21 protein-coding genes are annotated in these 26,333 nt (G+C 70.9%); 13 read left to right on the top strand and 8 right to left on the bottom strand.

Annotated features, from left to right (window positions below; translation table 11 throughout):
• The 3 genes from ACZ5CW_RS35990 to glgB form a co-directional block, all read left to right on the top strand.
• The coding region (locus ACZ5CW_RS35990; protein WP_468609064.1) for an alpha-glucosidase C-terminal domain-containing protein at positions 1-515 on the top strand (515 nt) is incomplete at its 5' end.
• Between the two features lie 93 nt (positions 516-608).
• Positions 609-2,024 carry a maltokinase N-terminal cap-like domain-containing protein gene (locus tag ACZ5CW_RS35995; protein WP_468609066.1) on the top strand — a complete coding sequence of 472 codons (1,416 nt, stop codon included), beginning with the start codon at positions 609-611 and terminating at the stop codon, positions 2,022-2,024.
• A 22-nt stretch (positions 2,025-2,046) separates the two neighbouring features.
• Positions 2,047-4,404 (top strand): 1,4-alpha-glucan branching enzyme, encoded by a 2,358-nt coding sequence (glgB, locus tag ACZ5CW_RS36000; protein ID WP_468609068.1) that lies wholly within the window; start codon positions 2,047-2,049, stop codon positions 4,402-4,404.
• Here the strand turns inward: glgB and ACZ5CW_RS36005 are convergent.
• The 4 genes from ACZ5CW_RS36005 to ACZ5CW_RS36020 all read right to left on the bottom strand — a co-directional run bounded on the left by ACZ5CW_RS36005 (position 4,379) and on the right by ACZ5CW_RS36020 (position 9,408).
• A complete protein-coding gene (locus ACZ5CW_RS36005; RefSeq protein WP_468609070.1) occupies positions 4,379-6,619 on the bottom strand; it encodes a HelD family protein in 2,241 nt (746 codons plus the stop codon). The two genes, glgB and ACZ5CW_RS36005, sit on opposite strands and share 26 nt — an antisense overlap.
• Before the next feature lie 170 nt (positions 6,620-6,789).
• Positions 6,790-7,122, bottom strand: coding sequence for a thioredoxin (gene trxA / locus ACZ5CW_RS36010; RefSeq protein WP_468609072.1), 333 nt, complete (start codon positions 7,120-7,122; stop codon positions 6,790-6,792).
• On the bottom strand, positions 7,119-7,547 hold the full coding sequence (locus tag ACZ5CW_RS36015; RefSeq protein WP_468609074.1) for a MerR family transcriptional regulator: 429 nt from the start codon (positions 7,545-7,547) through the stop codon (positions 7,119-7,121). Before ACZ5CW_RS36015 ends, trxA begins: the two co-directional genes overlap by 4 nt.
• Before the next feature lie 118 nt (positions 7,548-7,665).
• The gene (locus tag ACZ5CW_RS36020) at positions 7,666-9,408 is read right to left on the bottom strand and encodes an MFS transporter (RefSeq protein WP_468609076.1); all 1,743 of its coding nucleotides are present in this window, start codon (positions 9,406-9,408) and stop codon (positions 7,666-7,668) included.
• A 142-nt stretch (positions 9,409-9,550) separates the two neighbouring features.
• Between ACZ5CW_RS36020 and ACZ5CW_RS36025 the strand changes: the two genes are divergently transcribed.
• On the top strand, positions 9,551-10,171 hold the full coding sequence (locus ACZ5CW_RS36025; protein WP_468609078.1) for a TetR/AcrR family transcriptional regulator: 621 nt from the start codon (positions 9,551-9,553) through the stop codon (positions 10,169-10,171).
• A 180-nt stretch (positions 10,172-10,351) separates the two neighbouring features.
• Here ACZ5CW_RS36025 and ACZ5CW_RS36030 read toward each other — a convergent pair whose 3' ends face one another.
• Entirely contained in the window at positions 10,352-11,731 is a 1,380-nt protein-coding gene (locus tag ACZ5CW_RS36030) for a cation:dicarboxylate symporter family transporter (RefSeq protein WP_468609080.1), read from the bottom strand.
• Positions 11,732-11,884: 153 nt separating this feature from the next.
• On the opposite strand from ACZ5CW_RS36030, the gene ACZ5CW_RS36035 reads away from it, so the two are divergent.
• From ACZ5CW_RS36035 to ACZ5CW_RS36060, 6 genes are all read left to right on the top strand, one after another.
• Positions 11,885-13,537 carry a sensor histidine kinase gene (locus tag ACZ5CW_RS36035; RefSeq protein ID WP_468609082.1) on the top strand — a complete coding sequence of 551 codons (1,653 nt, stop codon included), beginning with the start codon at positions 11,885-11,887 and terminating at the stop codon, positions 13,535-13,537.
• Positions 13,534-14,223, top strand: a complete 690-nt coding sequence (locus ACZ5CW_RS36040) for a response regulator (protein WP_468609085.1) — start codon at positions 13,534-13,536, stop codon at positions 14,221-14,223. Before ACZ5CW_RS36035 ends, ACZ5CW_RS36040 begins: the two co-directional genes overlap by 4 nt.
• Positions 14,224-14,345: 122 nt before the next feature.
• The gene (locus ACZ5CW_RS36045) at positions 14,346-15,719 is read left to right on the top strand and encodes an extracellular solute-binding protein (RefSeq protein WP_468609087.1); all 1,374 of its coding nucleotides are present in this window, start codon (positions 14,346-14,348) and stop codon (positions 15,717-15,719) included.
• Complete coding sequence (locus tag ACZ5CW_RS36050; RefSeq protein ID WP_468609089.1) at positions 15,716-16,579, top strand: carbohydrate ABC transporter permease; 864 nt, start codon at positions 15,716-15,718, stop codon at positions 16,577-16,579. The genes ACZ5CW_RS36045 and ACZ5CW_RS36050 overlap by 4 nt, the downstream gene beginning before the upstream one ends.
• A complete protein-coding gene (locus ACZ5CW_RS36055) occupies positions 16,579-17,406 on the top strand; it encodes a carbohydrate ABC transporter permease (protein ID WP_468609091.1) in 828 nt (275 codons plus the stop codon). The genes ACZ5CW_RS36050 and ACZ5CW_RS36055 overlap by 1 nt, the downstream gene beginning before the upstream one ends.
• A gap of 140 nt (positions 17,407-17,546) precedes the next feature.
• Positions 17,547-18,254: a helix-turn-helix domain-containing protein gene (locus ACZ5CW_RS36060; RefSeq protein ID WP_468609093.1), complete on the top strand. Its 708-nt coding sequence runs from the start codon at positions 17,547-17,549 to the stop codon at positions 18,252-18,254.
• Here the strand turns inward: ACZ5CW_RS36060 and ACZ5CW_RS36065 are convergent.
• The gene (locus ACZ5CW_RS36065) at positions 18,251-19,276 is read right to left on the bottom strand and encodes an ATP-dependent 6-phosphofructokinase (RefSeq protein ID WP_468609095.1); all 1,026 of its coding nucleotides are present in this window, start codon (positions 19,274-19,276) and stop codon (positions 18,251-18,253) included. The two genes, ACZ5CW_RS36060 and ACZ5CW_RS36065, sit on opposite strands and share 4 nt — an antisense overlap.
• Positions 19,277-19,469: 193 nt before the next feature.
• On the opposite strand from ACZ5CW_RS36065, the gene pta reads away from it, so the two are divergent.
• The 3 genes from pta to pyk all read left to right on the top strand — a co-directional run bounded on the left by pta (position 19,470) and on the right by pyk (position 24,277).
• Positions 19,470-21,560, top strand: coding sequence for a phosphate acetyltransferase (pta, locus tag ACZ5CW_RS36070; protein WP_468609097.1), 2,091 nt, complete (start codon positions 19,470-19,472; stop codon positions 21,558-21,560).
• On the top strand, positions 21,557-22,768 hold the full coding sequence (locus ACZ5CW_RS36075; RefSeq protein WP_468609099.1) for an acetate kinase: 1,212 nt from the start codon (positions 21,557-21,559) through the stop codon (positions 22,766-22,768). The genes pta and ACZ5CW_RS36075 overlap by 4 nt, the downstream gene beginning before the upstream one ends.
• 84 nt (positions 22,769-22,852) lie before the next feature.
• Positions 22,853-24,277, top strand: coding sequence for a pyruvate kinase (gene pyk, locus ACZ5CW_RS36080; protein WP_468609101.1), 1,425 nt, complete (start codon positions 22,853-22,855; stop codon positions 24,275-24,277).
• Between the two features lie 97 nt (positions 24,278-24,374).
• On the opposite strand, the gene ACZ5CW_RS36085 is transcribed toward pyk, so the two are convergent.
• Positions 24,375-25,769 (bottom strand): hypothetical protein, encoded by a 1,395-nt coding sequence (locus ACZ5CW_RS36085; RefSeq protein WP_468609103.1) that lies wholly within the window; start codon positions 25,767-25,769, stop codon positions 24,375-24,377.
• Positions 25,759-26,316 (bottom strand): DUF6114 domain-containing protein, encoded by a 558-nt coding sequence (locus ACZ5CW_RS36090; RefSeq protein ID WP_468609105.1) that lies wholly within the window; start codon positions 26,314-26,316, stop codon positions 25,759-25,761. Before ACZ5CW_RS36090 ends, ACZ5CW_RS36085 begins: the two co-directional genes overlap by 11 nt.
• Between the last annotated feature and the right edge of the window lie 17 nt (positions 26,317-26,333).

Genomic DNA, 26,333 nt, shown 5'->3' on the forward strand with positions numbered 1-26,333 from the left:
ACGAGATCGGCATGGGCGACAACATCTGGCTCGGCGACCGCGACGCCGTACGCACCCCGATGCAGTGGACCCCCGACCGCAACGCGGGCTTCTCGTCCTGTGACCCGGGACGCCTCTTCCTGCCCACGATCATGGACCCGGTCTACGGCTACCAGGTCACCAACGTGGAGGCCTCCATGTCCTCCCCGTCCAGCCTGCTGCACTTCACGCGCCGCATGATCGAGATCCGCAAGCAGAATCCCGCCTTCGGACTGGGGTCCTACACCGAACTCCCGTCGTCGAACCCGGCGGTGATCGCCTTCCTGCGCGAGTACGAGGACGACCTCGTACTGTGCGTGAACAACTTCTCCCGCTTCGCGCAGCCCACGGAGCTGGACCTCAGCCGGTTCGGCGGGCGGCACCCGGTCGAGCTGTTCGGCGGGGTCCGCTTCCCGGCGATCGGCGAACTGCCGTACCTGCTCACCCTCGCGGGCCACGGCTTCTACTGGTTCCGGCTGCGCCGGGACACGGCGTAGTTGGGCCGGGTGGGGCGGTGGGGCGTTTCCACCGCCCCACCCGGGGCACGCATCAGTAACACCCCGACGACCCGGGGAAAGGACGTGACGCCCATGGCGGAAACGGTCACCCCTTTCGGTACCTCCCCTGGCACCACCGGTCCCACGAACCACCTTCTCGCCTCGCTCGAACCCCTGCTGCGCGCATGGCTGCCACGGCAGCGATGGTTCGCGGGCAAGGGGCGCCCGGTCACCGGGTTCACCCCCGTGGCCGCCACCCGGCTCCTGCCCCCGGACGGCCGGCTGGGCCTGTACCACCTGCTGCTGCGCGTCCACCAGCCGTCCACGCTGGGCGCACCGCCGCACCCCGGCGACTGCTACCAGCTCCTGATAGGCGTGCGCGAGGCGCTGCCGCCCCGGCTGGCGCCCGCGCTGATCGGACACGTGGAGGACGGACCGCTCGCCGGACGCACGGTGTACGACGCCCTGCACGACCCCCGGCCCGCCGAGGTGCTCCTGGAGGCACTGCGCACCCAGGCCCGCATCGGCGGGCTGCGTTTCGAGCGGGACACGCGCCAGGAGATCCGCGAGGGCCTCGTGGCCCGGCTGATGACCGCCGAGCAGTCCAACTCGTCGGTGGTCTACGGCGATACGTTTATCCTGAAGCTGCTGCGCCGGGTGGTCCCCGGCGTCAATCCGGACCTGGAGATACCTCTCGCCCTGGCCCGCGAGAGCTGCCCGCGGGTACCCGCACCGACGGCGTGGCTCCATGCCGAGCTGGACGGTGAACCCGACGGGTCGTACGTCCTGGCCGTGCTCCAGCCCTACGTCAGCGGTGCCACCGACGGCTGGGAGCTGGCGCTGCGCGAGCTGGCCAAGGGCGAGGACTTCGCCGCCGAGGCGCGGGCGCTGGGCCGGGCCACGGCCGAGGTGCACACCACGCTCGCCCGCGCCCTGCCGACGGTCACCCTCGGCCACGCCCAGCTTCAGCTGCTGGTCGACGGCATGACCGAGCGGCTGGAGGCGGCCGTGCAGGCGGTGCCCGCGCTGCGGCCGTACGGGCGCGGGCTGCGGTCCGCGTACGAGGCGCTGGCCGGCCTCGCCGCCGAGGGGCGCACCTGGACCGCCCAGCGCGTCCACGGCGATCTGCACCTCGGCCAGTGCCTGCGCTCGGCGTCCGGTGCGTGGTCGCTGATCGACTTCGAGGGAGAGCCGGCCCGTCCGCTGGCCGAGCGGCGCATGGCGCAGCCGCCGGTGCGGGACATCGCGGGGATGCTCCGTTCCTTCGACTACGCGGCCCACTCGGCGGCCCAGCCCGCCCCGGACTGGGCGCGCACCTGCCGGGCCGCCTACTGCTCCGGGTACGCGGAGGTGGCCGGCCGCGACCCGCGCACCGATCCGGTGATGCTGCGGGCCTACGAGACCGACAAGGCGGTCTACGAGGTCGTCTACGAGGCCCGGCACCGGCCCGACTGGCTCCCCGTGCCGCTGTCGGCGGTCCGTCGCCTCGCCACGTCCGAACCGATCTGATCCTCGCCCGGGAGACTCGCTCGTGACGTCCAAGAAGTCAGCCACCTCGAAGAACAAGTCCGGCAAGACCAGGACCGAGAAGAAGGGAACGGAGAAGCAGGGAACGGAGAAGCAGGGCGCGGAGAAGCAGGGCGTGGCGAAGAAGGCCACGCAGGTGCCCCCGCAGCCGGCGCCGCCCGCCCTGGAGGTCGCCGTCTCCCCCGCCGTCGACGCCGGCGACCGCGAGCGGCTGCTGCGCGGCACCCACCACGAGCCGCACGCCGTCCTCGGCGCCCACCCGGTCCCCGGCGGTGTCGCCTTCCGCGCCTTCCGCCCCTACGCGCAGGCGGTCACCGTGGTCTCCGGCGAGCTGCGCGCGCAACTGCACGACGACGGCGACGGTTTCTTCTCCGGACTCCTGCCGCTGACCGAGATCCCGGCCTACCGGCTGCTCGTGACGTACGACGGCACGGTCCACGAGACCGAGGACGCCTACCGTTTCCTGCCCACGCTCGGCGAACTGGACCTGCACCTGATCGGCGAGGGCCGGCACGAGCAGCTGTGGCGGGCGCTCGGCGCGCACGTCACGACCCACCAGGGCGTGTCCGGCACCCGGTTCGCGGTGTGGGCGCCGAACGCGCGGGGCGTCCGGGTCACCGGCGGTTTCAACTTCTGGGACGGCACCGGCTTCCCGATGCGCTCGCTCGGCTCCTCCGGGATCTGGGAGCTGTTCGTGCCGGGCATCGGCGAGGGCGAGCTGTACAAGTTCGAGATCACCCGCCCGGACGGCTCCCGCACCCTGCGCGCCGACCCGCTGGCCCGCCGCACCGAGATCCCGCCCGCCACGTCCTCGATCGTGCACGTCTCGCACCACGAGTGGGGCGACGCGCAATGGCTGGCCCGCCGGGGGGACACCCCGGTCCACGCCTCCCCGTTCTCCGTCTACGAGGTCCACCTCCCGTCCTGGCGCCCGGGGCTCACCTACCGGCAGCTGGCCGAGCAGCTGCCCGCCTACGTGACGGAGATGGGCTTCACGCATGTGGAGCTGATGCCGGTCGCCGAGCACCCCTTCGGCGGTTCCTGGGGCTACCAGGTCACCGGCTTCTACGCCCCGACGGCCCGCCTCGGCACCCCTGACGACTTCAAGTACCTGGTGGACCGGCTGCACCAGGCCGGCATCGGCGTGCTGATGGACTGGGTGCCGGCCCACTTCCCGCGCGACGAGTGGGCGCTGGCCGAGTTCGACGGGCGGCCGCTGTACGAGCACCACGATCCGCTGCGGGCCGCCCATCCCGACTGGGGCACGCTGGAGTTCGACTTCGGCCGCCGCGAGGTCCGCAACTTCCTGGTGGCGAACGCGGTGTACTGGTGCGAGGAGTTCCACATCGACGGCCTGCGGGTGGACGCGGTCGCCTCGATGCTCTACCTGGACTACTCGCGCGAGCCGGGCCGGTGGACGCCGAACGAGCACGGCGGACGGGAGAACCTGGACGCGGTGGCTTTCCTGCAGGAGATGAACGCCACCCTGTACCGGCGCTGCCCCGGGGTGGTGACCGTCGCCGAGGAGTCCACGGCCTGGGACGGCGTCACCCGGCCCACCCACCACAAGGGCCCGAGCGGCTTCGGCGGCCTCGGTTTCGGCCTGAAGTGGAACATGGGCTGGATGCACGACTCCCTGCAGTACATGAGCCACGAGCCCGTGCACCGCAGGTACCACCACCACGAGATGACGTTCTCGATGGTCTACGCGTACAGCGAGAACTACGTCCTGCCCATCTCCCACGACGAGGTGGTCCACGGCAAGCGGTCCCTGGTGTCCAAGATGCCGGGCGACTGGTGGCAGCAGCGGGCGGGCCACCGCGCCTACCTGGGCTTCATGTGGGCCCATCCCGGCAAGCAGCTCCTCTTCATGGGACAGGAGTTCGCCCAGGGCGCCGAGTGGTCCGAGGCGCACGGCCCCGACTGGTGGCTGCTCGACCCGTCCTACGGCGCCGAGGCCGATCACCGGGGGGTGCGGGACCTCGTACGGGACCTGAACGCGCTGTACCGCGCGACCCCGGCGCTGTGGCAGCGGGACACCGACCCGGCGGGCTTCCAGTGGATCACCGGGGACGCGGCGGACGACAACGTCTTCGCGTTCCTGCGCCTCGACGCCGAGGGCACCCCACTCCTCGCCGTCTCCCACCTGGCCCCGGTGGTCCGCCAGGACTACCGGCTCGGCGTCCCGGACGACATCCCGGCCTGGGTGGAGGTCCTGAACACCGACGCGGGCCGGTACGGCGGCGGCGACGTGACCAACCCGGACGCCGTCAAGCCGGAGCCGCAGGGCCTGCACGGCCGCCCCGCGAGCATCCGGCTGACGTTGCCACCGCTGGCTACGGTGTGGCTGCGGCCGGCCTGAGCGCGATCGGCGGTTCGCCGGTGTACAGCACGCCCAGCCGTTGCGTGGCCCGGGTCAGGGCCACGTACAGGTCGCTCGTGCCGTACCGGGACGGCTCGACCACCAGCACGGAGTCGAACTCCAGGCCCTTGGACTGCCGGGGGTCCAGGAGGACGACCGTCCGTGTCAGGTCGGGTTCGCCGCCGGCCGTGACCCCGTCGAGCCGGGCCGCGATGCGGCGGTGCAGGTCGCGCGGGGCGATGACCGCCAGCCGGCCCTCGGTGGGGGTGAGTTCGGCGACCGCCTTGGCGACCGTGCCGGGCAGGTCGTCGCCGGCGTCCCGCACCCAGGGCCGTACCCCCGTGGACCGGACCGAACTCGGCGGTTCGAAGTCCGGGTGCTCGGCGCGGACCACGGCCGCGGCCAGGTCCATGATCTCGGACGGGGTGCGGTAGTTGACGCCGAGGCGGGTGTGCTCCCAGCGGTCCTCGACGTACGGGGCGAGGATGTCCGCCCAGGAGCCGACGCCGGCCGCCTCGGCGGTCTGCGCGGGGTCTCCGACCAGCGTCATCGAGCGGGTGGGGGTGCGCCGCATGAGCAGCCGCCAGGCCATCGGCGACAGCTCCTGCGCCTCGTCCACGATGATGTGCCCGAACGCCCAGGTGCGGTCGGCGGCGGCCCGCTCGGCGGCGCTGCGGTGGTCCGCCTCCTCCTGCCGCTCGGCGAACCGCTCGGCGTCGATGATGTCGTGCGCCGACAGCACCTCGGAGGCGTCGGTGTCACCGTCCTCCTTGTCCTCGAACTCGTAGGTGCGGGAGGCGTACGAGACGTCCAGGACGCCCTGGGCGTAGGCGACCTGGGTCTCGCGCTCGCGCTCCGCCCGCGCCCTCGCCACCCGGTCGTCCTCGCCGAGGAGTTCCGCCGCCTCGTCCAGCAGGGGCACGTCGGCGACGGTCCAGGCGCGGGTCACCGGGCGGCGGATCGCGTCGGCGTCCGCCTCCGGCAGGTAGCCGTCCGGCTCCGCGAGGAAGTCGGCGAGCAGCCGCCGCGGGGTGATCCGGGGCCACAACCGGTCGATGGCGGACCAGACCTCGGGGTTCTCGGCGAGTTCGTCGCGGATCTGGGTGATGTCGGAGGCGTCCAGCAGGCTGCTGCCGTCGTACGGGTCGGTGCCCACGCGTTCGGCGTACAGCTCGGTCAGCGTGTTGAGGATGTGCCCCTCGAAGTGCTCACGGGCCACGTTGTGCGGCAGCTTGGCCGCACGGGTGCGGTCCCGGGCGACGCTCACCAGGCCGTCGTCCAGCATCAGCACCTCGCGGTCGTGCTCGATCGCGATGACCGGGTCGGGCAGGGCCTGCCGGTCGCGCACGACGGCGGCGAGCACGTCGGCCATGCCGGCGCGGCCCTTCACGGCGGCCGCCCCGGGGGTGTCGGTGGCGGTGGCCCGCACGCCGGGGAACAGCTCGCCGACCGTGGCCAGCAGTACCCCCGTCTCGCCGAGGGAGGGCAGCACCTCGCCGATGTAGCCGAGGAAGGCCGGGTTCGGGCCGACGATGAGCACGGCCCGGCGCGCGAGCAGTTCCCGGTGCTCGTAGAGCAGATAGGCCGCCCGGTGCAGGGCCACCGCGGTCTTGCCGGTGCCGGGGCCGCCCTCCACGACCAGTACGCCGCGGTGGGGCGCCCGGATGATCTCGTCCTGCTCGGCCTGGATGGTCTGCACGATGTCGCTCATGCGCCCGGTGCGCGCCGAGTTCAGCGCGGCCAGCAGCACGGCGTCCCCGCTGGGGTCCTCGTGCCCGGTGCGGGTGGCGTCGCCGAGGTCGAGGATCTCGTCGTGCAGGGAGGTCACCGTCCGGCCCTCGGTGGCGATGTGCCGGCGGCGGCGCAGGCCCATCGGGGTGTGGCCGGTGGCCAGGTAGAAGGGGCGGGCGACGTCGGCCCGCCAGTCGATGAGGACCGGAGTGCGCTCGGTGTCCTCCTTGCGCAGTCCGATCCGGCCGATGTGGTGGGTGGCGCCGTCGCAGAGGTCGATCCGGCCGAAGCAGAGCGAGCCGTCCACGGCGTTCAGCGCGGCGAGCAGTCCCGAGCGCTCGGCGACCAGGATGTCCCGCTCCAGCCGGGCCTGCAGGGGCTTGTCGCCCTGGGCGAGCGCGTCCGAGACCGAGACCTCGGCCTCGCCGCGCAACACGTCCACGCGCGCGTAGAGTCCGTCGATGAATTCCTGCTCATGCCGCAATTCATCATCTGGAAAGTCGGTGTTTGACAATTCCGCTCCCGCCCGGATATACTGTGCTCACTGAACTTCTCCGCGCCTTCTCTAATAGAAGACGTGAACCACTGAATATACGCACAGAAATCCCCCGGGCGCAATTGCCCGGGGGATTTCTTGTGGGCGGAACCCTCGTTCTACAGCACGTCCGCCAGCTCTTCCAGCAGCCGCCGCTTGGGCCGCGCCCCCACCATGGAACGCACCGGCTCGCCTCCCCGGAACACCATGAGGGTCGGCGTGGACAGCACGCCGTAGGCGACCGTCGTCCCCGGATTGCGGTCGACGTCCAGCTGGACGACCTTCAGCCGGTCGCCCTGCTCGGCCGCGATGTCCTTCAGCACCGGGGCCAGCTGCCGGCACGGCCCGCACCAGTCGGCCGTGAACTGCACCAGCACCGGCCGGTCGGCGCCGAGCACCTCCGTCTCGAAGTCGTCCTCCGTCACCTCGGCCAGTCCGCTCACCAAACTCACCCTGTCGGCCCTCCCAGCTCGCACACGGGTTCCGGACCTCCCGGAACCAGCGCCTCGGCGGCCAGCTCGTCCCTGGCCCGCTCGGCCCGCTCCAGCTGCCCCGCGACCGTCCCCCGCACCGCCGTCAGCTGCCCGATGAGCGCGTCCAGCTCGTCCAGCTTGCGGCGGTAGACCACGAGCGAGGCCGGGCAGGAGTCGCCCGCCGGGTGCCCGGCGCGCAGACACTCCACGAACGGCCGTGTCTCCTCCAGATCGAACCCGAAGTCCTGCAGCGTCCGGATCTGCCGCAGCAGCCGCAGGTCGCTCTCGTCGTACGCGCGGTGCCCCTTGTCGTCGCGCCGGGCGGGCAGCAGTCCCCGCGCCTCGTAGTAGCGCAGGGTGCGGGTGGTGGTCCCGGCCCGGGCGGCCAGCTCGCCGATTCGCATACCCACGACCGTAGGTGTTGACGTCGACGTCAAGTCAAGGCACCACCCGGCACCCGCGATGACGCGGCGCGGGCGGAGGCCCCGTGAAGGGTCTCCGCCCGCGTTCGCGAGGTGGTGCTCAGGCGGTCGCGTTGTCCGCGGGCGCCTTCTCCTTCCCCTTCTCCCTCTCCTGCTCCTTCTCCTGCTCCCCTTCCGGCTCCTGCTCCTGCGGCTTCTTCGTCTCTTCGGTCGCCTCGGGTGCGGCGGCCTCGTGTCGGGGCAGCAGGAAGGCCACCAGGATCGTGCCGACGCCGAGGATCACCGCGCCGACCAGGCTCGTGTGGGCCACGGCGTCGGAGAAGGCGGAGCCGACGGCGTCGGCCATCCGGTGGGCACCGGTGGCGAGTTCGCCGGCCTGCTGCTTGAGCTGCGCGGCCTGCTGCGGGTCCGTCGTCCGCGCCGCCCGGGCGCCCAGCTGGTGCGCCTGCTCACCGATGCCCTGTGCCACGGCGTACCCGGCGCCGACCGAGTCCCGTGCGGTGTCCAGGGCGCTCGCCGGGAGCTTGCTGCCGGCGGTGGCGTCGGTGAGGTGGTCCCCGTAGGAGGTCGCGAGCAACGAGCCGAGGATGGCGATGCCGAGCGAGCCGCCCAGCTCCAGCGAGGTGTCGTTGACGGCGCCGCCGACGCCCAGCTCCGACTCCGGGAACGCGCCCATGATGGCGTCGGTGCAGGGCGAGAGGGCGAGGCCGATGGCGAGGCCCAGGATGATCAGGGGCGCCACGAAGTCGCCGTACGCCGAGCCCGCGTCCACCCGGGTCAGCAGCGCGAGTGCGGTCGTACCGCCGACCATGCCCGCGCTGACGGTCCACTTCATGCCGACGCGCGGGGTGAGCCAGCCGGTCAGGGCCGAGCCGACGAACACCGCGCCGGCCAGGGGCAGCATGCGTACGCCGGTCTCCAGGGCGTCGTAGCCGAGGACGAACTGCAGGTGCTGGGTGAGGTAGTAGAAGGCGCCGAAGACGGCGAGGAAGAACAGGGCGACGGCGAGGTTGGAGCCCGCGAACCGGCGGTGGGCGAAGCGGCGCACGTCGAGGATCGGGCGCGGGTGGCGCAGCTCCCACAGGACGAAGGCGAGCAGGCCGGCACCGGCGACGACCGCGGCGGTCACGGCCTTGACGCCCCAGCCGAAGTGCGGGCCTTCGATGATCATGTAGATCAGGGAGCCGGTCCAGATCACCGACAGCAGGCCGCCGACGTAGTCGATGCGGTCGTGGTGTCCGGCCCTGGACGGCGGTACGAGGACGAGGGCGCCGATGATCGCGACCGCGGCGATGGGCACGTTGATCAGGAAGGTCGAGGACCAGCCGTGGTCCCGCAGCAGGGCGCCGGCGACCACCGGTCCGGCGGCGATGGCGAGCCCGGCGGTCGCGGTCCACAGCGTGATGGCCTTGGCCCGCTCCGCCCGCGGGAAGGTCGCCGCGAGCAGCGAGAGGGTGGCGGGCATGATCAGCGCCGCGCCGACGCCCATCACGGCACGGGCCGCGATGACGGTGGCGGAGCTGTCGGCGAGGTATCCGAAGACGGCACCGCCGCCGAAGACGACCAGTCCGAGGACGAGCGCCCCACGCCGGCTGTACTTGTCGCCGATCGCGCCGAGCAGCAGCATCAGCGCCGCGTAGGGGACGGTGTAGCCGTCGATCACCCACTGCAGGTCGGCGCTGGAGAGCCCGAGGTCCTTCGTCATGTCGGGCGCCGCGACGGTGAGGGCGGTGTTCGCCATCACGATGATCAGCAGGCTCAGGCAGAGCACCAGCAGTGCCCACCAGCGCCGGGCATAGGGCCGGTCCGTCCTCTCGACCGGTTCGGTCATGACGAGTCGCATGGCAGGGATCGCCTTCCTCGGATGTGCGACGGGAGCTTGCACGAGGTTGCGCACCACGATTTGCACACTGACGTGCAATTGCACAACCATGTGCAATGTACGCCGCTGCACAGTGCTGTGCAAGTCGGCTGAGGGAGGCAGAATGACCGCCATGACCACGGGTAACAGCCGCGCCGACGCCAACCGGCGCCGCATCCTCGACGTCGCTCTCGCCGAACTGCTGCGCGACCCCGACGCCTCGATGGACCAGATCGCGCGCGCCGCGGGCGTCGTACGCCGGACGGTGTACGGCCACTTCCCCAGCCGGGAGGCGCTGATCAGCACGCTGGTGGACGAGGCGGTGGAGGCGCTGACGGACGCGGACACGCGCGCCCGGGGCACGGTGAGCGACCCGGCCGAGGCGGTGGCCCGCTCGGTGCTCGCGATCTGGGAGATCGCCGACCGCTACCGGCTGCTGATCGCCCTGGCCCAGCGCACGGTCACCGTCCAGGGCATCCGCGAACGCCTCGCGCCGCTGCGCGAGGGCAAGGTCCAGCTGCTCCAACAGGGCCTGGACCAGGGCGTGTTCGACTCACCGCTGCCCGCGCCCGCGCTGGCGTACGTGCACGAGCAGATGCTGTTCGCGGTGATGGAGGCGGTGAACGACGGGCTGCTGACAGCACGGGAGGCGGGCCGCTCGGCCACGGTCGCCGTGCTGACCGCGGCGGGCGTACCCGCCTCGACGGCCACCGCGCTGGTGGCCGGGGTGAGTGAGGAGACGTGAGGAAGCCGGGCGGCCGAGTTACGGGGGGAGACTCGGCCGCCCGGCGGCGGTGACCGGACGCCCGGCCCGGGTTCAGGCGGGGCCGGACGTCCGGAGCGGGTGCGCCCGAAGGGGCGCGGGGAACCGGGTGACCGGCCGAGGACGCCCGCGGGCACCCGAGGCGGCCGGCCCGGCGGCCCCCTAGGCCTTGGCCAGCTCCTCTTCCCTGGGCTCGGGAACCTCGGCAACCGTGACCCGGCCCTCATCCATCAGTGTCGTCTCCTCGAACGGCAGCTCACCCGCGAGCACCTGCCGCACGCGCCCCTTGTCGATCTCCTTGGTCCACGTGCCCACCAGCACCGTGGCGACCGCGTTGCCCGCGAAGTTCGTCAGGGCCCGCGCCTCGCTCATGAAGCGGTCGATGCCGACGATCAGGCCGACGCCGTCGACCAGCGCGGGCTTGTGCGACTGCAGACCACCGGCGAGGGTGGCGAGACCCGCACCGCTGACGCCCGCCGCACCCTTCGAGGCCAGCAGCAGGAAGAGCAGCAGCGGGATCTGCTCCCCGATGGACATCGGCGTGCCCAGTGCGTCGGCGATGTAGAGCGAGGCCATGGTCATGTAGATCATCGTGCCGTCGAGGTTGAAGGAGTACCCGGTCGGCACGGTGATGCCGACGACCGGCTTGCTGACACCGAGGTGCTCCATCTTCGCGATCAGCCGCGGCAGCGCGGACTCGGAGGAGGAGGTGGACAGGATCAGCAGGAACTCACGGGCGAGGTACTTGAACAGCGCGAAGACGTTCACCCCCGCGACGATCCGCAGCAGCGCGCCGAGCACGATGAAGACGAACAGGAAACAGGTGATGTAGAAGCCCAGCATCAGGACGCCGAGGCTCTTGAGGGCGTCCAGTCCGGCGGAGCCCACGACCGCCGCGATGGCACCGAACGCACCGATCGGCGCGGCCCACATGACCATGGACAGGATGCGGAAGACCAGCCGCTGGAGGTGCTCGACGCCGCGCAGCACCGGCTGCCCGGCCGACCCCATGGCCTGCAGCGCGAACCCGGCGAGCAGGGCCACCAGCAGCGTCTGGAGGACCTGGCCCTGGGTGAAGGCGGAGACGAACGTGGTCGGGATGATCGACAGCACGAAGTCGACGGGCGGCAGCGCCTCGCTGGAGACCTGGTCGTGCCCGGTCTGCTTGAGCGCGTCGGTCAGGTGCAGCCCGTCGCCCGGGTGCAGCACGTTGCCGACGACGAGGCCGATGGCGAGCGCGACGAGCGACATCACGAGGAAGTAGCCGAGGGCGATACCGCCGACGGCACCGACCTTGGCGGCCTTCCGTACGGAACCGATCCCGAGCACGATGGTGCAGAAGATGATCGGCGAGATCATCATCTTGATCAGGTTCACGAAGCCGGTGCCCAGCGGCTTCAGCTCGACCGCGGCATCGGGCCAGATGAGTCCCACGGCGATGCCGAGCGCGACCGCCACGATGACGGCGATGTACAGGTAATGGGTCCGGTCCCGCTTCACGCGGGCTGCGGCAGGTGCCGTATCGGGAGTGCTGGCGGCCACGACTGCCCTCCTTGACGTCTTCGTCGGCGAACAACCGGCGTGCGGCTCACGTCCGGGCGTTTAAGGGAATGCCGTGACTATCTCCCGGCGTGTGAGGGCGGTCACCCTTCCGTTCATTTAGTTCTCACTCAACCGGAGAGGCACACTGCTGACATGCGCGTACCCGCCCTTCCCCGACCCCGCAGCCTGGCGGGCCAGCTGTTCGCCATGCAGGCCGTGCTGATAGCGGTGGTCGTGGCCGGATACGCGCTGTTCACCTACATCAGCGACCAGCGGCAGGCCGAGGACGCGGCGGTCCGCCAGGTCACGGCGGTGGCCCGGTCGATCGCCGACGCCCCCTCGGTCCGGTCGGCGATCCACACCCCCGACCCGACGGCCGCCCTGGAGCCGTACGCGCTTCAGGTGGGCCGGGACGCCGACGTCGACTTCGTCACGATCATGAACCCGGACGGCATCCGCTGGACCCACCCCGACCGGAAGCAGATCGGCAAACGCTTCCTCGGCCGTATAGGTCCCGCCCAGCACGGGCACACCTTCACCGAGACGTACACCGGCACGCTCGGCCCGTCCGTGCGGGCGGTGACCCCGGTGGAGGACAACGGCCGCGTCATCGGCCTGGTCAGCGCCGGGATCAAGGTGGAGGCGATCAGCGCCCGGGTGCAGGACCAGGTCACGGCCCTGCTCGGGGTGGCCGGCGGAACCCTGCTGCTGGGCGCGGTCGGCACGTACATCGTCAACGCCCGGCTGCGCCGGCACACCCACGGCATGAACGCCACCGAGCTGAGCCGGATGCACGACTACCACCAGGCGGCACTGCACGCGGTGCGCGAGGGCCTGCTGATGCTGGACGGGCAGTACCGGGTGGCGCTGATCAACGACGGCGGACGGGAGCTGCTGGGTGTGGGCGAGGAGGAGGACGTGGTCGGCCGCTCGGTGGCGGACCTGGGTCTGCCGGCCCCGCTGACGGGCGCGCTGCTGGCCTCGGGGCCCCGGGTCGACGAGGTCCATCCGACGGCCTCCCGGGTCCTGGTCGTGAACACCTCCCCGGTGTCCGGCGGGGAGCGGCGCGGTACCGTCGTCACCCTCCGGGATGTGACCGAACTGCAGTCCGTCATGGGCGAGTTGGACTCCGAGCGGGGCTTCACGCAGGCGCTGCGCTCGCAGGCGCACGAGGCGGCGAACCGCCTGCACACGGTCGTGTCGCTGATCGAGCTGGGCCGGGCCGAGGAGGCGGTGGCGTTCGCGACGGCCGAGCTGGAGCTGGCCCAGGCCCTGACCGACCAGGTGGTCGCGGCGGTGAGCGAACCGGTACTGGCCGCACTGCTGCTGGGCAAGACGGCCCAGGCCAACGAGCGGGGCGTGGAGCTGGTGGTGTCGCAGGACAGCCGCCTGGACGACGGCCTGCTCCCGGACAGCGTCTCCGCGCGGGACCTCGTGACCATCCTCGGCAATCTGATCGACAACGCGGTGGACGCGGCGCAGGGCAGTGCCGGAGCGCGGGTGACGGTGACGGCGTACGCCTCGGACGCCGAACTGGTCCTGCGGGTGACGGACACCGGCCCCGGTGTCGACCCCGCCCATGCCGACCTGGTATTCCAGCGGGGGTTCTCGACGAAGCCGGCCGGACCCGGCGGTCGGGGTCTCGGGCTGGCCCTGGTCCGGCAGGCGGTGACCCGCCACGAGGGCACGTTGACGGTGGCGGAGTCCGACGAGGACGGCGAGGGCGGAGCGGTGTTCGAGGTGCGGTTGCCCTTGCGCGGGGCGGCGGTCGGTCCCTCCCCGGCGCCGGGAGGCGGCAGGCCATGACGGATCCCGGACCGATCAGAGTGCTGGTGGTGGAGGACGACCCGGTGGCCGCCGACGCGCACGTGATGTACGTGGACCGGGTGCCGGGCTTCGTCGCGGTCGGCAAGGCGCACACGGGCGCGGAGGCCCGCCGTGTCCTGGACCGCACCCCGGTGGACCTGCTGCTGCTGGACCTCCACCTGCCGGACGTGCACGGCCTGCAGTTCGCCCGCTCCCTGCGCGCGGCCGGCCATCACGCGGACGTCATAGCGGTCACCTCGGCCCGGGACCTGGCGGTGGTCCGCGAGGGCGTCTCCCTGGGCGTCGTCCAGTACGTGCTCAAGCCGTTCACCTTCGCGACCCTGCGGGACCGTCTGGTCCGTTACGCCGAGTTCCACGCGGCGGTCGGTGAGGCGAGCGGCCAGGACGAGGTCGACCGGGCCCTGGCGGCGCTCCGCGCCCCGTCACCGGCGGCCCTGCCGAAGGGGCTCAGCGGGCCGACGCTGGAGCGGGTGACGGGCGCGCTGCGGGAGGTGCCGGAAGGACTCACGGCCGCCGGGCTCGCGGAGGCGGTCGGCATCTCCCGGATCACGGCCCGCCGCTACCTGGAACACCTGGTCGAGGCGGGCCGGGCCGGCCGGAGCCCGCTGTACGGGCAGGTGGGACGGCCGGAGCTGGTGTACCGGTGGGTCCCCCAGGGGCGGTGACACCCCGAGGTCAGGACGCGCAATCCCGCGCACACTCATTGACCTGACTAGACCACTCCTCTTACGTTCGCTCGGCAGCCATCTCCACGCCACGTCACGCCGATGTGCGCCCGCAGGAGGTCATGCCCGTGCGCCCCACCGCCGCCCTCACCGCCCTCCTCGCCGCCGCCCTCGCCGCCACCGCCCTCACCGGGTGCGGCGACGGCTCCGGCAGCAGCCCGGACACGGTCAAGGTGTCCTACAAGCAGTCCACCGACAACTCCGTCAAGGTGATGGACACCTACCTCGCCGGTATCAAGGAGCAGTTCGAGAAGAAGTACCCCGGCAAGAAGGTCAAGTTCGTCCCCATCAAGGCCCCGGACTCGGAGTACTACACCAAGCTCCAGCAGATGCTCCGGTCCCCGCGCACGGCGCCGGACCTCGTCTACGAGGACACCTTCCTCATCAACTCCGACATCACCAGCGGGTACTTGAAGCCGCTCGATCCCTATCTCGCCAAGTGGCCGGACTGGAGCCGGTTCATCGACACGGCGAAGGCCGCGGCCAGGGGGCAGGACGGGAAGACGTACGGCGTCCCGGACGGCACCGACACCCGCGGTCTGTGGTTCGACAAACGGGTGTTCAAGAAGGCCGGCCTGCCCGGGAACTGGCAGCCGAAGAACTGGGACGACGTCCTCACCGCCGCGCGGACCATCAAGCGGAAGGTCCCGGGTGTCACTCCGCTCAACGTCTACACCGGCAAGCCCGCCGGCGAGGCCGCCACCATGCAGGGCTTCGAGATGCTGCTGTACGGCACGGGCGACGGGAGGACGGATCCCCTGTACGACAGCGGCAGCAAGAAGTGGATCGCCGGGAGCCAGGGGTTCGAGGACTCGCTGAGGTTCGTCGAGACCGTGTACCGGGAGAAGCTGGGCCCGGACGTCTCCGACGCCCTCGACCCCAACTTCAGCACCGCCGTGCGCGGTGAACTCCTGCCCGAGGCCAAGCTGGGCATCGACCTCGACGGCTCCTGGCTGCCGCAGGACTGGCTGCCGGGCAGCGGGCACGAGTGGCCGGACTGGTCGAAGCGGCTGGGCCTGGCGTACATGCCGACCCAGCACGGGCAGGCGCCGGGCAAGGTCAGCATGTCCGGCGGCTGGACCTGGTCCATCCCGGCCAAGGCCGGCAACCCGGACCTCGCCTTCGACTTCATCAGGACGATGCAGACCAAGGACAACGCCCGGAAGTGGTACATCGCCAACTCCGGTATCGCCGTCCGCGAGGACGTCGCCGCCGACCCGGCCTACACCACCGCCCAGCCCGGCATCGCGTTCTTCACCGGCCTGGTGGGAAACACCCACTACCGGCCCGCCTATCCGGCGTACCCGAAGGTGTCGACGGCCGTGCAGGAGGCCATGGAGAGCGTGACGACGGGCGACGCGTCCGTCGAGAAGGCGGCGAGCGGTTACGCCTCAGCCCTCAGGGACGTCACCGGCGACCGAGTGATCCAGAAGTGAGGCGCCACCGCCGTGTCACCAGGGCCCTCCCGCTCACCCCCGCTCTGGTCCTGATACTGCTCTTCCTCGCCGGTCCCATCGCCTACTGCGTCTACATCGCCTTCACCGACCTGCAGCTGACCGGCCAGGCCCACTCCTCCTTCGTCGGCCTCGCCAACTTCCGCAGGGCCTTCCAGGACGACGCGTTCCTGAACGCCGTCTGGCTGACCCTGGTGTTCACCGTGCTGTCGTCGCTGATCGGGCAGAACACCCTGGGGCTCGCCCTGGCCGCGCTCATGAAGCGTGCGTCGAAACCGGTCCGTACCCTCATCGGCGGGGTCGTCGTCACCGCGTGGGTGCTGCCGGAGGTCGTCGCGGGCTTTCTGCTCTACGCGTTCTTCCGGCGCGAGGGCACCCTCAACGCCATCCTGGACTGGCTCCATCTGCCCCGGCAGAACTGGCTGTTCACCCTGCCCGTCCTCGCCGTGTCCTTCGCCAACGTCTGGCGCGGGACGGCCTTCTCGATGCTCGTCTACTCCGCCGCCCTGGACGAGATACCCGCCGAGATCACGGAGGCGGCGGAGGTGGACGGGGCGGGCGGATGGCGGCGGATGTGGCATGTCACGCTGCCGATGATCCGGCGCTCCATCGGCACCAACCTCATGCTGAACACCCTGCAGACGCTGTCCGTCTTCGGGCTGATCTGGGTGATGACCCGGGGCGGGCCCGGGGACAGAAGCCAGACCCTGCCGCTCTTCATGTACGAACAGGCCTTCCAGAACAGCATGATCGGGTACGGCACGGCGGTCGCCCTGCTCCTGCTGCTCGTCGGCTCCCTGTTCTCCGTCGTCTACCTGCGCCTGCTGCGGACGGAGGTCTGATGCCCCGCAAGCGCGCCTCCCGGCGCCTGGCCGCCGATCTCTCGCTCCTCGCCGTGGCCGTCGCCTTCGCGCTGCCCCTCGCCTGGGTGCTGCTGTCGTCCGTGGACCCGCACGCCGGCCTCAGGGTCAGGGTCCCGGACGGGCTCACCCTGGACAACTTCGACGCGGTCCTGACCCCGGACATCACCTACACCCCGCTGCTCAACAGCCTGGTCCTGTGCGGGGGCGCCACCGCCGTGACCGTCGTCTGCGCCGCCCTCGCCGCGTATCCGCTCTCCCGGTTCCGCTCCCGGCTCAACCGGCCGTTCCTGCTGACGATCCTGTTCGCGACGAGCCTGCCGATCACGGCGATCATGGTGCCGGTGTACGCGCTGTTCGTCCGGGTGAATCTGATCGACACGCTGCAGGGCACGATCCTCTTCTTCGCCGCCTCCCAGCTCCCCTTCGCCATCTGGCTGATGAAGAACTTCATGGACGGGGTGCCGAAGGAGCTGGAGGAGGCGGCCTGGACGGACGGGGCGTCCTCGCTGCAGTCCCTGGCCCGGATCGTGCTGCCGCTGATGGGGCCGGGCGTCGCGGTCGTCACCGTGTTCTCGTTCGTGATGATGTGGGGAAACTTCTTCGTCCCGTTCATGCTGCTGCTCACCCCGGACCGGATGCCGGCCTCGGTCAGCATCAACGACTTCTTCGGCAACCGGGGCATGGTGGCCTACGGACAGCTCGCCGCGTTCTCCGTGATCTACTCGACGCCGGTGATCCTTTTGTATGTTCTGGTGGCCCGCCGGCTGGGGAACGGCTTCGCGCTGGGTGGTGCGGTGAAGGGGTGACGCGAGGTAACACCAGGTCACGCGGGGGTGACACCGGGTGCCAGATCACCCTCCGCGATCAAGCCGTAGCTTCCTACCATCCGTGATCTCGGCGGAACCGACCGTAGTCAGCACCGCGGGGCACCCCTACCTTGTCCGGGGTGCGCCCACCCTCATCCCGACCCAGCCCCTCGGCTCCCCCGTTCAACGCCCCGGCCGCCCGCAGGCTCCGCGCCGCGCTCGGCATGGGGCCCGAGCACGTCGCCTACGGACTGCGCGTCTCCTACGGGCTGCCGTACGTCACCCCTGACCTCGTGACCGCCTGGGAACGCGGCACCGCCCTCCCCAGCAACCCCGAACTCACCGCGCTGGCAGGCGTGTTGTGGTGCTCTCCGGGCGAACTCATCGGCCGGCCGCGGACCCTGCGCGAGCATCGCATCGCCCGCACCCTCGCACCCGAGGACGTCGCCCACGCGGTCGGCATGGACCTGCCGGGCTATCTGCGGATGGAGGAGCGCGGCGACTGGCGGGGCAACGAGCGCCAGTCGGCCGCGCTCGCCCGGGTGCTGGAACTCGCCCTGCCGGACTTCGTGGCCGTCACGGGGCGGGAGGGCAAGCTCGCCGACCTGCTGCACAGCGCCGTGACGACCCGCTGGCAGGCCTATGTGCGGCCGGTGATGAAACTGGTCCCGCTGGACAAGGACGCCCTGGAGGAGGTTCTCCAGCGGCTGCACCAGGACTACCAGGGGCACATGGCCGCCACCCTCAGCTGGGGTGGCGGCAGCAGGAGCGCCAGCGAGTCCGGCCGGGACTTCCTCGACCGGATCGTCGGCAACTTCTGGACGGCGATGGAGGACAGGGCCTCCTAGAAGACCGACTCCGCCTCGTCCATCCGGTCCTTCGGCACCGTCTTCAGCTCGGTGACCGCCTCCGCGAGCGGCACCATCACGACATCGGTGCCGCGCAGCGCGGTCATCCTGCCGAACTCGCCGCGGTGCGCGGCCTCGACGGCGTGCCAGCCGAAGCGGGTGGCGAGGACGCGGTCGTAGGCGGTGGGCACGCCGCCGCGCTGAATGTGACCGAGGATGACCGGCTTGGCCTCCTTGCCCAGGCGCCGCTCCAGCTCGTACGCCAGCGCGGTGCCGATGCCCTGGAAGCGCTCGTGGCCGTACTGGTCGATCTCGCCCTTGCCGTAGTCCATGGTGCCCTCGGCGGGGTGGGCGCCCTCGGCGACGCAGACGACGGCGAACTTCTTGCCGCGGGCGAAGCGTTCCTCGACCATCTTGACCAGATCGGCGGGGTCGAAGGGGCGCTCGGGCAGGCAGATGCCGTGCGCGCCGGCGGCCATGCCGGACTCCAGGGCGATCCAGCCGGCGTGCCGGCCCATGACCTCGACGACCATCACCCGCTGGTGGGACTCGGCGGTGGTCTTCAGGCGGTCCATCGCCTCGGTCGCGACGCCCACGGCGGTGTCGAAGCCGAAGGTGCGGTCGGTGGAGGAGATGTCGTTGTCGATCGTCTTGGGGACGCCGACGACCGGGAGACCGGCGTCGGAGAGCATCCGGGCCGCGGTCAGGGTGCCCTCGCCGCCGATCGGGATCAGCGCGTCGATGCCGAACTCCTCGACCATGTCGGCGGCGCCGTCGCAGGCCTCGCGCAGCCGGTCGCGCTGCAGGCGGGAGGAGCCGAGGATGGTGCCGCCGCGGGCCAGGATGCCGCTGACCGCGTCGAGGTCGAGGGTGCGGTAGTGGCGGTCGAGCAGACCCCGGTAGCCGTCCTCGAAACCGATGACCTCGTCGCCGTACTGCGTCACCGCCCGGTGCACGACCGACCGGATCACGGCGTTCAGGCCGGGGCAGTCGCCGCCTGCGGTGAGAACTCCGATGCGCATCGTGCTGTGTCTCCTGCTCGCTGTCGTGTACCGGTGAGCCAGTGTCGATTGTTCCACGTCCGCCGGAGAGGTGAAGCCTTGACGGGCGCCTTATCCGGCACCAGGGGTATTGTCAAGAGGGTTCTGCTCACCTTGGTGGGCGATTTTTATGCCGAAGTCGCGACGTACAAGACATGAGGAACGGAGTGGACACGTGACGCGCAGCGTGTACGTGACCGGGATCGACCGCGGTGACGGCCGCCAGGTCGTGGAGCTGGGAGTCATGGAACTCCTGACCCGGCAGGTCGACCGGGTGGGGGTCTTCCGTCCGCTCGTCCATGACGGCCCCGATCGGCTGTTCGAGTTGCTGCGGGCGCGCTACCGCCTCTCGCAGGACCCGGCGACCGTCTACGGCATGGACTACCACGAGGCGTCCGCGCTCCAGGCCGAGCAGGGCACCGACGAGCTGGTCTCCACGCTCGTCGACCGCTTCCACCTGGTGGCCCGGGACTACGACGTCGTCCTGGTTCTCGGCACCGACTTCGCCGACACGCAGCTGCCGGACGAGCTGTCCCTCAACGCCCGCCTCGCCAACGAGTTCGGCGCCTCCGTGATCCCGGTGGTCGGCGGCCGCAAGCAGAGCGCCGAGGCCGTGCTCGCCGAGACGCGCAACGCCTACCGCGCCTACGACGGCCTCGGCTGCGACGTGCTCGCCATGGTCACCAACCGGGTCGCCCGCGAGGATCGCGAGGACATCGCCGAGCGGCTCGCGAACCGGCTGCCGGTGCCCTGCTGGGTCGTGCCCGACGAGCCCGCGCTGTCCGCGCCGACGGTCGCGCAGATCGGCCACGCCCTCGGCGCGAAGGTGCTGCTCGGCGACGACTCGGGGCTCGCCCGGGACGCGCTGGGCTTCGTCTTCGGCGGTGCGATGCTGCCGAACTTCCTCGGCGCCCTGACCCCGGGCTGCCTGGTCGTCACCCCGGGCGACCGCGCCGACCTGGTCGTCGGCTCGCTGGCCGCGCACAGTGCCGGCACCCCGCCGATAGCCGGCGTGCTGCTCACGCTGAACGAGGTGCCGAGCGAGGAGATCCTCACCCTCGCCGCCCGCCTGGCCCCGGGCACCCCGGTGCTCTCCGTGTCCGGCAACAGCTTCCCCACCGCCGAGCAGCTCTTCTCCCTGGAGGGCAAGCTGAACGCGGCCACCCCGCGCAAGGCGGAGACCGCGCTCGGCCTGTTCGAGCGGTACGCGGACACCGCCGACCTGGCCCGCCGGGTCTCGGCGCCGAGCAGTGACCGGGTCACCCCGATGATGTTCGAGCACAAGCTGCTGGAGCAGGCCCGCTCCGACAAGCGGCGGGTCGTCCTCCCGGAGGGCACCGAGGAGCGGGTGCTGCACGCGGCCGAGGTGCTGCTGCGCCGGGGCGTGTGCGACCTGACCCTGCTCGGCCCGGTCGACCAGATCCGCAAGAAGGCCGCCGACCTCGGCATCGACCTCGGCGACACCCAGCTGATCGACCCGGCCGACTCCGAGCTGCGCGACGCCTTCGCCCAGAAGTACGCGGCGCTGCGCGCCCACAAGGGCGTCACGGTCGAGCTGGCCTACGACGTCGTCTCCGACGTGAACTACTTCGGCACCCTGATGGTCCAGGAGGGCCTGGCCGACGGCATGGTGTCCGGCTCGGTGCACTCCACGGCGGCCACCATCCGGCCGGCCTTCGAGATCATCAAGACCAGGCCGGACTCCTCGATCGTGTCGTCCGTGTTCTTCATGTGCCTGGCCGACAAGGTGCTGGTCTACGGCGACTGCGCGGTCAACCCCGACCCGAACGCCGAGCAGCTGGCGGACATCGCCATCCAGTCGGCCGGTACGGCGGCGCAGTTCGGGGTGGAGCCGCGGATCGCGATGCTGTCGTACTCGACGGGCACGTCCGGGTCGGGCGCCGACGTCGAGAAGGTCCGCGAGGCCACCGAGCTGGCGCGCTCACGCCGGACCGACCTGAAGATCGAGGGGCCGATCCAGTACGACGCGGCCGTGGAGCCGTCCGTCGCCGCCACCAAGCTGCCCGGCTCCGAGGTCGCGGGACAGGCCAGCGTGCTGATCTTCCCCGACCTCAACACCGGCAACAACACCTACAAGGCCGTACAGCGCTCGGCCGGCGCGATCGCCGTCGGCCCGGTCCTGCAGGGCCTGCGCAAGCCGGTCAACGACCTGTCCCGGGGCGCGCTCGTCCAGGACATCGTCACCACTGTCGCCATCACGGCGATCCAGGCCCAGCACCTCAACGAGAAGGCGTCCCAGCAGTGACCTCCCCCACCCGCGTCCTCGTCCTCAACTCCGGCTCCTCGTCGGTGAAGTACCAGCTGCTGGACATGCGGGACAGCAGCCGGCTGGCGGTGGGCCTGGTCGAGCGCATCGGCGAGCAGACCTCCCGGCTCAAGCACACCTGCCTCGGCACCGGTGACACCCGCGAGCACACCGGGCCGATCGCCGACCACGAAGCCGCCCTCAAGGCCGTCGCGGAGGAGCTGGGCCGGGACGGGCTGGGCCTGGACTCGCCGGAACTGGCCGCGATCGGGCACCGGGTGGTGCACGGCGGGATGTTCTTCACCGAGCCGACCGTCATCGACGACGAGGTGCTCTCCGAGATCGAGCGGCTGATCCCGGTCGCCCCGCTGCACAACCCGGCCAACCTCACCGGCATCCGCACCGCGCAGGCGCTGCGCCCGGACCTGCCCCAGGTCGCCGTCTTCGACACGGCGTTCCACACGACCATGCCGGAGTCGGCGGCGCGTTACGCGATCGACCCGAAGATCGCCGACCGGCACCGCATCCGCCGTTACGGTTTCCACGGCACCTCGCACGCGTACGTGTCGCGGCGGACCGCGGAGCTGCTGGGCAAGGACCCGTCCGAGGTCAACGTCATCGTGCTGCACCTGGGCAACGGCGCCTCCGCGTCGGCGGTCGCGGGGGGCCGGTGCGTGGACACCTCCATGGGGCTGACGCCCTTGGAGGGGCTCGTGATGGGTACACGGTCCGGCGATCTGGATCCGGCCGTCATCTTCCATTTGACGCGTGTTGGCGGAATGTCCATGGACGAGATCGACACTCTTCTCAACAAGAGGAGCGGCCTGTTCGGTCTGTGCGGGGACAACGACATGCGGGAGATCCGCCGCCGGATCGACGAGGGCGACGAAGAGGCCGCGCTCGCCTTCGACATTTACATTCACCGGCTCAGGAAGTACATCGGCGCCTATTACGCCGTGCTCGGAACGGTCGACGCGGTCGCCTTCACCGCCGGGGTCGGCGAGAACGCGGCGCCGGTACGGGAGGCCGCGGTCGCGGGCCTGGAGAGCCTGGGCCTGGCGGTCGACCCGGACCGCAACGCCGTACGCGGCGACGCGCCGCGGCTGATCTCGCCCGAGTCGGCGCGGGTGGCCGTGGCCGTGGTGCCGACGGATGAAGAACTGGAGATCGCGACGCAGACCTACGCACTGGTCGGAAAGCACAACTGAATAGCACCTGAGCGGTGTGGCACTCATTTGTATCTTCCGCCAGACGGAATATTCCGTAGCGAAACAAACCGATAGGATCGCCCCATGCGCCGTTCGAAAATCGTCTGTACTCTCGGCCCCGCGGTCGACTCCCACGAGATGCTCGTCGCCATGATCGAGGCGGGCATGAATGTGGCCCGGTTCAACTTCAGCCATGGCACCCACGCCGAACACCAGGCGCGGTACGACCGCGTCCGGGCCGCGGCCAAGGAGACCGGCCGGGCCATCGGTGTCCTCGCCGACCTGCAGGGCCCGAAGATCCGCCTGGAGACCTTCGCCGAGGGTCCGGTCGAGCTGGAGCGCGGTGACGAGTTCGTCATCACGACCGAGGACGTGCCGGGCGACAAGCACATCTGCGGTACGACGTACAAGGGTCTGCCGGGCGACGTGTCGCGCGGCGACCAGGTCCTCATCAACGACGGCAACGTCGAGCTGAAGGTCCTGGACGTCGAGGGCCCCCGGGTGAAGACGATCGTCATCGAGGGCGGTGTCGTCTCCGACCACAAGGGCATCAACCTGCCCGGCACGGCCGTCAACGTGCCCGCGCTGAGCGAGAAGGACATCGAGGACCTGCGCTTCGCCCTCCGCATGGGCTGCGACCTGGTCGCGCTGTCCTTCGTCCGGGACGCCAGGGACGTCCAGGACGTGCACCGCGTCATGGACGAGGAGGGCCGCCGGGTCCCCGTCATCGCCAAGGTGGAGAAGCCGCAGGCGGTGGAGAACATGGAGGACGTCGTGATGGCGTTCGACGGCGTGATGGTCGCGCGTGGCGACCTCGCCGTCGAGTACCCGCTCGAGAAGGTCCCCATGGTGCAGAAGCGCCTGATCGAGCTGGGCCGGCGCAACGCCAAGCCGGTGATCGTGGCGACCCAGATGATGGAGTCGATGATCACCAACTCCCGTCCGACCCGCGCCGAGGCCTCCGACGTGGCCAACGCGATCCTGGACGGCGCCGACGCGGTCATGCTCTCGGCCGAGTCGAGCGTGGGCGCGTACCCGATCGAGACGGTCCGGACGATGTCGAAGATCGTCCAGGCGGCCGAGCAGGAGCTGCTCTCCAAGGGCCTGCAGCCGCTGGTCCCGGGCAAGAAGCCGCGCACGCAGGGCGGTTCGGTGGCCCGTGCGGCCGCCGAGATCGCCGACTTCCTCGGCGGCAAGGGCCTGATCGCCTTCACCAAGTCCGGTGACACCGCGCGCCGCCTCTCCCGCTACCGCGCGTGCCAGCCGATCATCGCCTTCACCACGGACGAGGCCACGCGCAACCAGCTCACCCTCAGCTGGGGCGTGGAGTCGCACGTCGTGCCGTTCGTGAACACCACCGACGAGATGGTCGACCTGGTGGACCAGGAGATCGCCAAGCTGAGCCGGTTCGACGCGGGTGACACGGTCATCATCACCGCCGGCTCGCCCCCCGGCGTCCCCGGCACCACCAACATGCTCCGCGTCCACCACATCGGCGGCAGCAACTGACGGGCCCCGCAAGGGCCTTGCACACGACTGAGGGCGCCCCCTGTGACAGGGGGCGCCCTCAGTCGTGTGCGGCTCCCGAACGAGCTTGCGCGACCGGTCAGTCGGTCGTGTACACGTGCATGCCGGGCACGTGCAGGTTGCCGCCGAACTGGGCGGCCTGGACCACCTTCACGTTGGTGAAGTAGATCAGCGGGATGTTCAGCGGCGGCGGGCTGTCGGGGCTGAAGGTCACCGGGATCAGACCGAACAGATTGCCCGATATGCTCTCGGTGTACATCACGGTGTCGCCGCCCCGGATGGTCGACGTCGAGCCCTTGGACGCCTGCACGTGGTAGGTCTTGCCCGCCTGCTTGTCGTTCACCGTCTGGTGCAGGTCACCGATGTCCGTGCCGTCGGAGATGACGTACTTCAGCACCTTCTTCTTGGTGCCGTTGGCCGTCTTCACCTCGACGATGCCCTGATAGTCGGCACCCTTGAGCAGCAGGGAGCTGGCGTTCAGGTACCAGGGGTCGTCCGCGACAGGGGTCTTGTTGTCGACGCCGCTCTCGTCGTCGGTGGCCACCGGGCAGTCGTCCGCGGAGGCGGAGTCGCTCGCGGACGGGGTCGGGGCCGGGGTCGCCGACCCGGCGGCGTCCTTTGCCGCCTTGACGGTGTCCTCGGCGGTCTTGGAGACCGTGCCGGTGGTGTCCTTCACCGTGTCCTCGACCGTCTTGCCGGCCTCGGAGGCGGTGTCCTTCACGGTGTCGGAGACCTGGGAACCGGACGACGACGTGTCGCTCTTCGAGGCCGGGTCCGTGGACGCGCCGGAGGACGACGGGGAGGCGGACGGCGTCGGGCTCGCGGTGGCCGTACCGGAGTCCTTCTCGCCACCGGTGAGGATGCCGCCGAGCGTGTCGCCGATGGTGTCCAGCAGACCGCCGCCGGTGCTCTGGGACGCGGACGGACTGGGCGTCGCCGTGTCGCCACCGGAGCCCGAACCCGAGTCCGACGAGCCGGAGCCCGAACCGGAGTCGGCGGAGCCGGAGGTCTCGGTCGGCTTGGGCGCGGCCTTGTCGTCGGAACCTGAATCCGACGAAGGGGCCGTGTCCGAACCCTTCGTGTCCGTCGTGTCCTCGGCGCCCTTCGCGTCCCCGGTGTCCTTGGAGGGCGTGGCGGGGTCCTCGGACTTGCTGTCCGAGGCGGACGGCGACGGCGAGGCCGAGGGGGTCTCGGAGCCGTCCAGCGCCTTGACGCAGTCCTTGTACTCGTCGGCCGTCAGGCTCTTGGACGTCGTCGACGGCGACGGACCGCCGTTGTTGTCGGCGAGGGCGAGCGTGGATGTGAAGCCCATGCCCATGAGCACCGCGGTCGGCATCGCCACGGAGGCGATCGCCTTGCCGGCCGGCATGTGGAACCTGGTGAACAGCGGCTTCTTGGGTACCGCGTGGCGGGGCCCGGTTCTCGCACGGGACCCGTCCACATCGGTCCCGCGGGTCACCTCGTCAGCCGGCACTGTGCCTCCCGTTCGCCCCGTTGGCCGGGCTCGTTCCTGACAGGTCGTTCGACTCACTCACCGGGTCCGTGCCCTCGTGGGGCAGCGGAGCGGCCTCAGGAGCACCGCCCACGCCCGGCGCCGACTCGGCCGGCGGCTGCGGCTGCTCGGTCGCGCCCGGCGCCCAGGCCACGGCCATCGCTCCACCGATGAGGGAGAGCAGGAAGCCCATGACGAAGCCACCGAAGTTGGACACGGGGATGGACACCAGCGCGAGCAGGATCGCGGCGACTCCCGCGAAGGTCCGCACGTGCTTCTGGAACCAGAGGCTGATGCCCAGGACGATGAGCAGCACACCGATGATCAGGGATCCGGCTCCCGCGGTGGTCGCCATCGCCAGCGTCAGGTGGCCGAGCTGGAGGTGGGCGTACGGGAAGTACATGATCGGAAAGCCGCCGAGCAAGACGAACAGACCGGCCCAGAACGGACGCGTGCCCCGCCAGGCGCGGAACTGCAGCCTCCGGCGGGTGAACTGGCCGGGTGCGGCGGCAGGAGTCTCGGCGCTCATGGAAAACAGCTCCCTGG

It is taken from the genome of Streptomyces sp. NPDC031379, from assembly GCF_055569615.1.